The sequence below is a fragment of the Ruegeria sp. H6 genome (genome assembly GCF_056532975.1).
Genome location: NZ_JBQFOA010000006.1, coordinates 202,456 through 214,281, shown reverse-complemented (window position 1 = coordinate 214,281; position 11,826 = coordinate 202,456). Strand labels below are relative to the sequence as shown.

Annotated in this window: 9 protein-coding genes; 4 read left to right on the top strand and 5 right to left on the bottom strand. The window is 59.5% G+C overall.

The window, feature by feature from the left end; translation table 11 throughout:
- Positions 1–420: 420 nt before the first annotated feature.
- The 3 genes from katG to ACR0AG_RS13025 form a co-directional block, all read right to left on the bottom strand.
- A complete protein-coding gene (katG, locus tag ACR0AG_RS13035; protein WP_480839484.1) occupies positions 421–2,622 on the bottom strand; it encodes a catalase/peroxidase HPI in 2,202 nt (733 codons plus the stop codon).
- A gap of 276 nt (positions 2,623–2,898) precedes the next feature.
- Positions 2,899–3,882 carry a glycosyltransferase family 2 protein gene (locus tag ACR0AG_RS13030; protein ID WP_480839482.1) on the bottom strand — a complete coding sequence of 328 codons (984 nt, stop codon included), beginning with the start codon at positions 3,880–3,882 and terminating at the stop codon, positions 2,899–2,901.
- A 37-nt stretch (positions 3,883–3,919) separates the two neighbouring features.
- Positions 3,920–4,774, bottom strand: coding sequence for an SDR family oxidoreductase (locus tag ACR0AG_RS13025; protein WP_480839480.1), 855 nt, complete (start codon positions 4,772–4,774; stop codon positions 3,920–3,922).
- 87 nt (positions 4,775–4,861) lie between these two features.
- On the opposite strand from ACR0AG_RS13025, the gene ACR0AG_RS13020 reads away from it, so the two are divergent.
- Complete coding sequence (locus ACR0AG_RS13020) at positions 4,862–5,494, top strand: class I SAM-dependent DNA methyltransferase (RefSeq protein ID WP_480839478.1); 633 nt, start codon at positions 4,862–4,864, stop codon at positions 5,492–5,494.
- Between the two features lie 6 nt (positions 5,495–5,500).
- Here ACR0AG_RS13020 and ACR0AG_RS13015 read toward each other — a convergent pair whose 3' ends face one another.
- Entirely contained in the window at positions 5,501–6,493 is a 993-nt protein-coding gene (locus tag ACR0AG_RS13015) for a sterol desaturase family protein (RefSeq protein WP_480839476.1), read from the bottom strand.
- Between the two features lie 36 nt (positions 6,494–6,529).
- A complete protein-coding gene (locus ACR0AG_RS13010) occupies positions 6,530–7,285 on the bottom strand; it encodes a class II aldolase and adducin N-terminal domain-containing protein (protein ID WP_480839474.1) in 756 nt (251 codons plus the stop codon).
- Positions 7,286–7,398: 113 nt separating this feature from the next.
- On the opposite strand from ACR0AG_RS13010, the gene ACR0AG_RS13005 reads away from it, so the two are divergent.
- The 3 genes from ACR0AG_RS13005 to ACR0AG_RS12995 all read left to right on the top strand — a co-directional run bounded on the left by ACR0AG_RS13005 (position 7,399) and on the right by ACR0AG_RS12995 (position 11,705).
- The gene (locus ACR0AG_RS13005; RefSeq protein ID WP_480839472.1) at positions 7,399–8,274 is read left to right on the top strand and encodes a LysR family transcriptional regulator; all 876 of its coding nucleotides are present in this window, start codon (positions 7,399–7,401) and stop codon (positions 8,272–8,274) included.
- A 168-nt stretch (positions 8,275–8,442) separates the two neighbouring features.
- Complete coding sequence (ade, locus tag ACR0AG_RS13000; RefSeq protein WP_480839471.1) at positions 8,443–10,245, top strand: adenine deaminase; 1,803 nt, start codon at positions 8,443–8,445, stop codon at positions 10,243–10,245.
- Complete coding sequence (locus tag ACR0AG_RS12995) at positions 10,242–11,705, top strand: AMP nucleosidase (RefSeq protein ID WP_480839469.1); 1,464 nt, start codon at positions 10,242–10,244, stop codon at positions 11,703–11,705. Before ade ends, ACR0AG_RS12995 begins: the two co-directional genes overlap by 4 nt.
- Positions 11,706–11,826: the final 121 nt, after the last annotated feature.

Sequence of the window (11,826 nt, the reverse complement as noted above, 5' to 3'; positions counted from 1 at the left end):
ACCCAAAACCAGACCATAACGCCAATCACTCAGCGCTACCGCCCATTCCATAACCTCAGATGCCCCCAGTCTCTCCCGAGCGTCTCAACCGTCTTTCCAGTCCGTCAGGCCTTCTCAGCCAACCAAACAACAACCTCTGCTGCGCCGGTGAAGGCGTATTTACGGATTGGGTCAAAAAGCTGCAACCCCCATTTTGAAAAAACTTCACATTTCTTCGCAAAAACTCGCTCATGTTAATAAAAACAACAGGTTAGATTAAGAAATGCCCTGCCTACATGGCTTCCAGGCTGATCAGATCGGGAAAGAGTTCAGCTTCGCGGAGGAATCGTCCCCTGCACCATGCTGGAACCCTGAGGTACTGCCAATGAAAACGCCGCCCGAGTCTCCTCGGACGGCGCAATCACATAAGCAGCTTCGGGATTAGTTCAGATCAAAACGATCCGCGTTCATCACCTTGTTCCAGGCCGACACAAAGTCAGAGACGAATTTGCCCCCGGCATCCGACTGGGCATATACCTCGGCCAGCGCCCGCAACTGCGAGTTGGAACCGAAGACCAGATCGACACGGGTACCGGTCCATTTGACCTCACCGCTGGCGCGATCGCGACCTTCGTAGACACCCTTACCAGCGGGTTTCCACTCGGTGCTCATGTCCATCAGGTTGGTGAAGAAGTCGTTGCTCAGCGTCCCGACACGGTCGGTCAGCACACCATGAGCGCTGTCACCAAAATTCGCACCCAGTACCCGCAAGCCGCCAACCAGAGCAGTCATCTCGGGCGCCGAGAGCGTCAGCAACTGAGCCTTGTCGACCAACAGCTCTTCGGGTGAGACGCTGAACTCGGTCTTCTGGTAGTTGCGGAACCCGTCTGCTGCCGGTTCCAGCATGCCAATGCTGTCGACATCCGTTTGGTCCTGCGTCGCATCCGTCCGGCCCGGCGCAAACGGAACTTCGACATCCTGACCGCCGGCTTTGGCCGCCTGTTCAACGCCAACAGCACCGGCCAGAACGATCAAATCCGCCAGAGACACTTTCTTGCCACCAGACTGCGCATCGTTAAAGGCCTGCTGAACGCCCTGCAGCACATCCAGAACCTTGGACAGCTTCATCGGCTCGTTCACCTCCCAATCCTTCTGGGGGGCAAGGCGAATACGCGCACCATTGGCGCCGCCACGCATATCCGACCCACGGAAGGTCGAGGCCGAAGCCCATGCGGTTGAAACAAGTTCCGAAACCGAAAGGCCAGAAGCAGCGATCTTGGCTTTCAGGTCAGCCACGTCGGCATCGTCGACCAGATCGTGATCAACGGCGGGCACATTGTCCTGCCACAGCAACTCTTCGGTCGGGGCTTCTTCGCCGATATAGCGCGAACGGGGACCCATGTCGCGGTGGGTCAGCTTGAACCAGGCGCGGGCAAAGGCATCTGCGAACTCATCCGGGTTTTCATGGAACCGCTTCGAGATCGGGCCATAGATCGGATCCATGCGCATCGCCATGTCGGCGGTGGTCATCATTGTCTTGACCTTTTTCGACGGATCATGCGCCGCCGGGGCCATGTCGTCTTCGGTCACGCCGACCGGTTCCCATATCCAGGCACCCGAGGGGCTCTTGGTCAGGTTCCAGTCATAGCCGAACAGCAGGTCGAAATAGCCGTTATCCCATTGGATCGGATTCGCAGTCCATGCGCCTTCGATCCCGCTGGTTGTGGTATCATCGCCCCTGCCGGAACCAAGCTTGTTGATCCAGCCAAAGCCCATTTCCTCGATCGGGGCAGCCTCGGGCTCTGGGCCCACCAGATCGGGATCACCCGCGCCATGGCCCTTGCCGAACGTGTGGCCGCCAGCGATCAACGCTACGGTTTCTTCGTCATCCATCGCCATACGGGCAAAGGTGTCACGCACATCACGACCCGAGGCCAGAATATCGGGCTGACCATCGGGACCTTCGGGGTTCACATAGATCAGACCCATCTGAACCGCCGCCAGCGGGTTTTCCAGCTGGCGCTCGCCCGAGTACCTGCTGTTGGGATTGTCGGTCGGAGCCAGCCATTCGGTCTCGGACCCCCAGTAGATGTCGATCTCAGGCGCCCAAATGTCTTCGCGACCGCCGACAAAACCAAAGGTCTTACCACCCATGGATTCGATGGCGCAGTTACCCGCCAGGATCATCAAGTCAGCCCAGGAAATCTGGTTGCCGTATTTCTGCTTGATCGGCCACAGCAGGCGGCGTGCTTTGTCCAGGTTGCCATTGTCCGGCCAGCTGTTGAGCGGCGCAAAGCGCTGATTGCCGGTCGAGGCACCGCCACGGCCATCTGCCGTCCGGTAGGTGCCCGCACTGTGCCAGGCCATACGGATGAAAAGCCCGCCGTAGTGACCATAATCCGCAGGCCACCAGTCCTGAGAATCCGTCATCAGCGCATAGAGGTCTTCTTTCAGCGCTTTGAAGTCGAGCTTCTTGAACTCTTCGGCATAGTTGAAATCCTCGCCCATCGGGTTTGAGGCAGCGCCGTGCTGGTGCAGGATCGAAAGGTTCAGCTGGTTAGGCCACCAATCGCGATTCGACTGGGTACCGGCACCGTGCATTACCGGGCATCCACCCATCTTTGGGTTATCGCTTCCGTCCATAATTCATCTCCATTCCTGGCTAAGTCTGATGTGCTCGCGCGGTCAAAAAAGGATGAGGTCAACAAGGCCGATGGATGAGGGCGCGCACGGCCGGACCACATGGCAAGGGCCACGGGTCTGGTCGTTCGGAAACACCCTGTCAGAACACGTCATCAGCGACTCGCTTGTCTCGTCTCGCGGCCACGCTAGCAAATAAAAACCATGCAAATAAGTTTTGTTTTTAGATCATATTAATAATCAAAAACTATGGCTTTGGCCTGATTGATAGCCCGCCACCTAGTGACCGCTGACTTTCTTATAAAGCGCGGATTTGTAGCCAAACGGGATGCCCAATACGCCAACCAGCCAGCCCAGAGTTCTGGCAAGCTGAATATACCGGCGGTCCGGTTGAAACGGCATCAGCACAATTGCACCCGCCAGGGCCAGTAGCCGGATGGGAATGCTTAGAAATCCAAGGGCTGCGCTCAGTGGTCGGGTGCCCAGCTTGCGGCGCATATGGGTGTTCGACTGATCGCGCCCGCGCGCGGCCTGATACCAGAAGGACAACCGCCCGGGCGGCACCGTCTCATAGACGAAGGCGTCCGGCACCCATCCGACCGTCAGGCCCTTTTCCACCGCCTGCGCATAGAACTTGGCATCCGTACCGCCGGTCATTCGCATCGTTTCGTCAAACCACAGCCCGTGTTCGGTAAACAGACGGACCTCCCCCAACCAGTTGTTGGTCACGATGGTCACGCCGCCCGTATCGTTCAATGTGGATTTGCGCGCGGCGGCTTGCTCTTTGGCCAGATACCGGTTGCTGATATTGCGCAGCATCAGGCGCTGCAGGGCCGTTTCCGATCCGGCAGGTCCCGCCGCCCGTAGGGGCGCGCCCAACAGCACAGCCGCGCTGTCGCGGTATCCCTGCACCAGCCGGTCCAGCCAATCTTGGGCGACGACCTCGTCATCATCGACAAAACACAGGATATCTGCGCCCGCGGCAATGGCCTCTTTGGCGGCGCGGTTGCGGCCAAAGGGAATTCCCAGCTCGGGTTCGAGCACATAGCCAATCGTACATCCGTTCGCCAACGCACCACCAAAAGCCGCTACGGTCGCCTCACTGGCTGGCGTGGTGTCATTTTCGACCACAAGGAAGCGAACCGTGGTATCGGGGGGCAGGACAAGGTCGCCCCAACTGAGGATCAGCGCCTTCAGCATCTCGGGACGCTGCCGGGTCAGGGTAGAGACCGTGATGTTCAACGCAGCGGTTCGGCTTTCCATTGCTGTCCTCAAATCCGATAAGCGGAAGGTGCCCCGGCTAATCCGCGTTCTGATGCGCCAACAGCGCTTCAAGCCCGACGCGGTAATTGGGGTATTTCAATGTCACGCCAAGCTCGTCCTTGATGCGGTTATTCCTGACACGCTTGTTTTCATTGTAGAAACTTCGCGCCATGGGCGTCAAATCCGCCTCTTCATAGGGTACGGCTGGCGGCAAGGGCAGACCCTGCAATTCCGCAGCATACCCGATCACATCCTGCGGCGGGACGGGTTCGTCATCGCACACATTATAGATCGTCCCCGGATCGGGCCGCGCCATCGAGGCCGCAAGCACCTGCGCGATGTCTTCGACGTGAATGCGCGAAAACACCTGCCCCGGTTTGATGATCCGCCGCAATCCGCCGCGCCGCAGTTTCGAGAACGGCCCGCGACCCGGCCCGTAGATTCCGGCCAGCCGAAAGATGTGCAGCGGCAAATCGGGGATCGACGCCCATTGGGTCTCGGCCCTCAACCGCCATTTGCCACGCTCTGCGGTTGGCGTCGGCGGCGTGGTTTCATCGACCCACGCGCCCTGATGGTCACCATAGACGGCGGTGGTCGAAAGGTATCCGACCCATTGAAACTGATTTGCCCGCGCTGCGATCTGTGCCTGAAGCTCGGCTAGAACCGGATCGCCCTCTGCGGTTGGCGCGGTTGAGATCAGCATATGGGTCACGCCGCTCAGGTCCGGGGTCGCACCGGGCCAGATCATCGCCTCGGCGCCCGAGGCCCGGATGGCGTCGGTATGCGCCGGGTCGCGCGATGTGCCGACCACGCGCCATCCCTGCGGCGCCAGATGCCGCGACAGGGCCCTGGCCGTGTAACCATGCCCGAACGAAAAAAGAGTGCCTGTCATCCCCCCTTGATGAGGCCCCGGCCCGCCGGATGCAAGGGCTCTGTCCGCAGGCTTGATTCGAATCCGTCATTGGGCCTTCATGAAGCCATGAGTGACAAGCGCCCCAACCTGCACGCCGCCTACGATCTGAACTCTCCGGACGAGAACAAACAGCTATATGCCGAATGGGCCAAGGATTACGACGACAGCTTTGCCGCACTGGAGGATTACCAGCTGCATATCCAGACCGCGCGCGCCTTTGTCGGCGCAGGTGGCCAAGGCCCGGTGCTGGATGTGGGGGCCGGAACCGGGCTGTGCGGGGCGATTCTGGCAGGGCTGGGCGTGGGGCCCATTGATGCCGCCGATATCAGCAAAGAGATGCTGGACCAGGCAATGCGCAAGGACGTCTATCGCGATGCGATCGAAGCGGACCTGACCCAAGGCATTCCGGTGCCACGCGAAAGCTATTCCGGGGTCGTATCCTCTGGCACCTTCACGCATGGGCATCTGGGCCCCGAGGTTTTGCCCGCCCTGCTGCGTGTGGCCAGGCCCGGCGCGCAGTTTGCCTTGTCGATCAACGCCAAACATTTTGAAAAGCTAGGCTTTGCCGATGCGTTTCGTCGGCTGGAAGAAGATCGGATCACAAACCTCCACCTGCCCGAAACCCGCATCTACGGCGATCTGGCCGCAGGCCCCAATCGCGACGACACCGCGTTCATCGCGCTGTTTGAGAGAACCTAGAAGCGCCTATCCGAACATCCGCTTTTTCCGCGCCCGTGTTGTCGCGGTGGCCTCGGGCGAGCCATCATGGAACGTGCCGAACCAGCGATCCCAGGGCATCTCTTGATTGCCGTAGTTGCATTCGTAATACCGGTGGTGAAGCTGGTGATAGAACGTGCCCAGCGCGAGGCTCTTTTTGTCCTTGATCAACAGATCCTCGTAGCCGGTATGGGTCATCGCCGCACCGGGGCCCTGAAACACGATGTGGAAATACAGGTGGATCGGATGCGAGGGCACGATCCAGTGAATACACAGGGTCGTCAGGTAAAAGAAATGTTCGACCGGATGCATCGAAAACCCGGACCAGGGGCCGATATTGACGTTGCGATGGTGCAGGCTGTGGACCTTTTTGTAGAGGAACGGCTGATGCAGCAGCCTGTGGACCCAATAAAAGTGAAAGGCGGACCACATCGGGATCAGGATCAGCCACAGAATGAACCAGACCGGGCTCTCGGCAAATGTGATGACCGGCGCATAGCCGTTGGCCATCAGCCACATCGTGACCACTTGAAACCCGGTCAGTTGCAGTACGCCTGAACCCAGTGACCAGAACATATTGTCCTTAAGCTGGTCGCCGAAATCCCACAGCTTGTTGTTCTTGCCCTGATCGCGCCGTTCAAACTTCAGCTTCTTGCCTTGCGCTTTGCGCATATAGAAATACCAGTGCAAGCCGCCCGCAACGGCGAAGATCATCACAAAGTTCACCAGCCAAACCCGGAAAATCCACCCAAAAGCAAAATTCTGCGCATCAGACAGAGGCGGGTAAAACACGGCCCAAAGCAGCACGGCCAAACCCACCATAAGCACCCGTTCGCTGAGGGTCAGCCAGTTCCGGGCCAACCAACCCGCCAGATAAGCCGGACGCGGCGGCCACTGGAAAACCGAAGGGTTATGCAGGGGCAGATCCGGATGATAATTCCACTCGCGACTCATGTCCTGCATCTGTGGATTTTCGGTCATGCTTGTGATCCCTGTGTTCTGCGAGGGTTGCAGAGGTCAGCTGGCATAGTCCGAGCCCTCGGCATCCAGCAGCATCTTGATCTCACGCAGATGCGCCTCGGCCTGATCTGGGTAGTTGTCCAGCTCTTGCGCAGTTTTTTCGGCAATCTCATCAGACAGAACGCGCAGCGGCAAACCGGTTTGCAGGGCGCGGATATAGGTCTCGGCCGCGCGCTCAAAGTAATAGAGCCGATTGAAGGTATCTGCCGGGCTGTCGCCGATCACCAGCACGCCGTGATTGCCCATGATCATGACTTTCTTTTTCGGGTCCGAAAGCATCGAGGCGCAGCGCTCGCCTTCGCTCTCAAAGGCCAGCCCCCCGAAAGCATCATCGATTACATACCGGTTGTAGAACGTTGCCGTGTTCTGATCGATCGGCGGCAGAGTGCTGTCGGCGAGCGCGGCCAAGACCGTCGCAAAGATCGAATGCACATGCATCACGCACCGCGCGTGGGGGCAGTGGCGGTGGATCGATCCGTGCAACCCCCAGGCGGTTGGGTCCGGAGCACCGGCCTGGGTCATCACGTCAGGATCGTTCGCATCCAAGAGCAACAGGTCCGAGGCACGGATACGCCCAAAGTGCATCTGATTGGGGTTCATCAGAAATCGGGTGCCAGCATCGTTCACCGCAAGGCTGAAGTGATTGGCCACCGCCTCGTGCATGTTCAGCCGCTCGGTCCAGCGGAAGGTGGCGGCCATGTCCACACGTTCAGGCCAATGTTCCATGTTCGGGCGCAGGTCTGTGACGGTCATGACAGGCTCCTTGGGCAGCGGGTGTTTGGAAAACCGTGCCTGCGCCGCAATGATTTGACCAACGAAAAAATCACTCCTATTGCATTAGCAAAGCTAATGGCAAGGTTATGCACATGCAGAAACAGCTTCCTCCGCTGGGGTGGTTGCGCACATTCGAGGCCGCCGCCCGCCATCTGTCGTTTACAGGTGCCGCGCGCGATCTGAACATGACCCAAAGCGCGGTCAGCCAGCAAATCAAGTCGCTGGAGGGGTATCTGGGCCAGCCCTTGTTCCTGCGCCGCCCCCGCGCGCTGGAACTGACCGAGGCAGGGATCACCTATCTGCCCGTCGTACGCGAAGCCTTTCGCACGCTTGCCCGCGGCACCCAGGCGGTGACCGGTGCGCAGCAGAACGCTGTGCAGGTGCAAAGCAACATCACTTTTGCCGTCAACTGGCTGGCCCCGCGCCTGCCCCGGTTTCAGGCACAACACCCCGAAGTGCATCTGAACATCTTCACCGAGCTGTGGGAGCCCCGGGAAATGGCCCAGGGCGCCGCGGTCGAGATCCGCTACTCCCTGCGCCCTGCCGACACGGTGCGAACCGAGCTTTTGCGGACTGACCATTACTATCCGGTATGCGCCCCGGGGTATCCGGTGACGATGGACGACCTGCAATTGCAGCCCTTGTTCGATTGCTCCAACCTGCTGTCAAACTGGGCGAATTGGGCCGAAGATCAGGGTATGCCTTGGGCCCATCCACCGATCACCTATTCCACCACCTATCTGGTCAGCCTGTCGGTGGCTATGGCCGGCGGCGGGCTCTGTCTGGCGCATGACCTGATCGTTGAGGACCTGATAGGCCAGGGGCGCCTTGTCGCCCCATTTGAACACCGTGCGCCGATGGAAGAGGCCTATTACCTACTCTTGTCCCCTCAGGCCGAGGAAACACCCGGCGCGGTGGCCTTTGCCAATTGGATTCGCGCGGAGATCGCGGCAGGTGTTTCCGCATAGTACGGCGCGCTCCCGCCCATCGTCGCGGCCCCTTATGGGGCCTCTCCTCTGGTTGGGGGTGGCAGCGCTGACGCGCTGCAGGTGGCGCGGCATTTAGGTTGTGTGATGATTTCATGATAGGCGACCGGTGGGGGTTGCACCTTTCCGTTCGTTGGGGAAAGTTGGGCCATGGAATACAAGCCTTTCCCTAGCTGGCCCGATGTCGCCCCTCAATTGATCGCTGTTGCCGCAGGTCGTGCGCCTGCGGATATGGTAATCCACAATGGGGCATGGGTGAATGTCCACAGCCGCGAGATTCTGACAGACCACTCGGTCGCCATCATCGCTGGACGCGTGGCTTATGTGGGTCCGGATGCCTCGCATTGTTTCGGTCCCGACACGGAGGTCATTGATGCCGGGGGACGGTTCATGATCCCCGGGCTGTGCGATGCGCATATGCACATCGAATCGGGGATGCTGACCCCGGCGGAATTTGCCCGGGCGGTTATACCGCACGGCACCACCAGCATGTTCACCGACCCCCATGAGATCGCGAATGTGCTGGGTCTGGACGGTGTGCGGATGATGCATGACGAGGCGATGATGCAGCCGGTGAACATCTTTACCCAGATGCCGTCCTGCGCGCCTTCGGCCCCGGGGTTGGAGACGACGGGCTATGAAATCACGCCCGAGGACGTGGCCGAAGCAATGAACTGGCCCGGTATCATCGGTCTGGGCGAGATGATGAATTTCCCTGGCGTAATCAACGGCGACCCCAAGATGCTGGCCGAGATTGCAGCGACCCAGCGCGCCGGGAAAACGGTGGGCGGGCATTATGCTTCGCCAGATTTAGGGCCTGAATTCGCGGCATACGTCGCGGGCGGGCCTGCGGACGATCACGAAGGTACCTGCGAGGCGGATGCCATCGCGCGGGTTCGCCAAGGGATGCGGTCGATGATGCGACTGGGCTCGGCCTGGTACGACGTTGAAAGCCAGATCACCGCGGTGACGGAAAAGGGTCTGGATCCGCGCAACTTTATTCTGTGCACCGATGACTGTCATTCCGGCACTCTGGTCAATGACGGGCACATGAACCGGGTGGTGCGCCACGCCATTGCCTGCGGATGCGATCCTTTGGTGGCGCTGCAGATGGCAACGATCAACACGGCCACGCATTTCGATCTGGAACGCGAGATCGGCTCGATCACGCCGGGACGGCGGGCGGATATCGTCCTCAGCTCGGACCTGACCGAGCTGCCGATTGAAACCGTGATCGCGCGCGGACAGGTCGTTGCGGAAAATGGTGCAATTACCGTCGATTGCCCGCATCTCAACTGGCCTGATCGCGCGCGCAACACCGTGCATCTTGGTCACGCCTTGGCCGCGGGTGATTTTGAGATCGAAGCCCCCAAAGGCGCCAACCGGGTACAGGCGAACGTCATCGGCGTGGTTGAAAATCAGGCCCCGACCAAAGCCCTGAAGGCCGAGCTGCCGATTATCGGCGGGCTGGTCGAGGGCGAAGGCGATGTCTGCCAGATAGCGCTGGTCGAACGGCACAAGGCCACGGGCGGTGTGACAAACGCCTTTGTGTCGGGCTTTGGATATCAGGGCAAAATGGCCATGGCCTCGACCGTGGCGCATGACAGCCATCACATGATTGTCGTAGGAACCGACCGCGAACAGATGGCCCTTGCCGCCAACCGTCTGGCCGAGATTGGCGGCGGCATCACCATCTACCGCGACGGCGAAGAGCTTGCCCTGGTTGAACTGCCCATCGCTGGCTTGATGTCCGACAGCCCCGCCGCCAAAGTTGCTGCCACGGCCGACGCCATGGTGGCTGCGATGCAGGCCTGCGGCTGTAACCTGAACAACGCGTATATGCAGCACTCTCTGCTGGCTTTGGTCGTAATCCCGGAATTGCGGATCTCGGACCTTGGGCTGGTCGATGTGCGCACATTTGAAAAGATAGACCTTCTGGAACCCCTTGCATGACAACACTCAAAACACCGGCCGCACCGAAACCGGAACGCTTCACGGATCCTGTCGCTGCGGTTGAGCGGCTGGAACAGCTCTATAATCAGGCGACGGACTTTCTGTGCGAAAGCTTCTCTGCCGCGATGCAAAAGGAAACACCCTGTTCAAGGTTTCGCGCCTATTACCCTGAGATCCGGATCGAGACCTCGACCTATGCGCAGGTCGACAGCCGGCTGAGCTTTGGCCACGTCTCCGAACCGGGTATCCATGCCACCACCGTGACACGGCCCGACCTGTTCCGGTCTTACCTGACCCAACAGATCGCCCTACTGATCAAGAACCATGATCAGCCGGTGACCATCGGTGTATCGGACACGCCGATCCCCGTGCATTTCGCCGTGGCCAACAACCCAGATCTGGTTGTGCCGCAACAAGGGGCTGCAGGTTTCACATTGCGCGACGTGTTCGATGTGCCGGACCTGACAACCACAAATGATGACATCGTCAACGGCGTGGATGTTCACAAGGACGGGTGCGGCCCGCTGGCTCTGTTCACTGCGCAGCGCGTCGATTACTCGCTGGCCCGACTGGCGCATTATACCGCCACGGATCCCAGCCATTTCCAGAACCACATCCTGTTCACCAACTACCAGTTTTACGTGTCCGAGTTCGAGGCTTATGCACGCGAAAAACTGGCCGATTCCGAAAGTGGCTATACCAGCTTTGTGTCGACCGGAAATGTCGAGATCACCGAGGCGGACGCGACGCTGGAACAACCGCTGAAACTGCCGCAGATGCCGACCTATCACCTGAAACGTGCCGACGGGTCGGGGATCACGCTGGTCAATATCGGGGTGGGTCCATCCAATGCCAAAACCGCCACCGACCACATCGCTGTCCTGCGCCCGCATGCCTGGCTGATGGTCGGCCACTGCGCCGGGCTGCGTAACACCCAGGCCCTTGGGGATTTCGTGCTGGCCCATGCCTATCTGCGCGAAGACAAGGTGCTGGATGATGATCTGCCTGTTTGGGTGCCGATCCCTCCGCTGGCCGAAGTGCAGGTGGCCCTGGAACACGCCGTGGCCGAAGTGACCGAGTTGGAAGGGTATGAATTAAAGCGGATCATGCGCACCGGCACCGTCGCATCCGTCGACAACCGCAACTGGGAGTTGCGCGATCAATCCGGCCCGGTGCAGCGGCTCAGCCAATCGCGGGCCATCGCGCTGGATATGGAAAGCGCAACCATTGCCGCAAACGGGTATCGTTTCCGGGTGCCATACGGCACGTTGCTATGTGTTTCAGATAAACCGCTGCATGGCGAATTGAAGTTGCCAGGCATGGCTTCGTCCTTTTATACAACACAAGTCAGCCGCCATTTGGCCATCGGCATACGCGCGATGGAACACTTGCGAGGCATGCCGCTTGAGCGTCTGCACAGCCGGAAATTGCGCTCTTTCGACGAAACGGCCTTTCTCTGACGCAAAAAAGCAACGATTTCCCCATATTTTTATGGTTCTCAGCGCTACTATTCGTTGTGTTCACCCACAATATCCCGTTACAGTTACGCGGTGAGGCCCAAATTATCGGGCACGTTAAGGA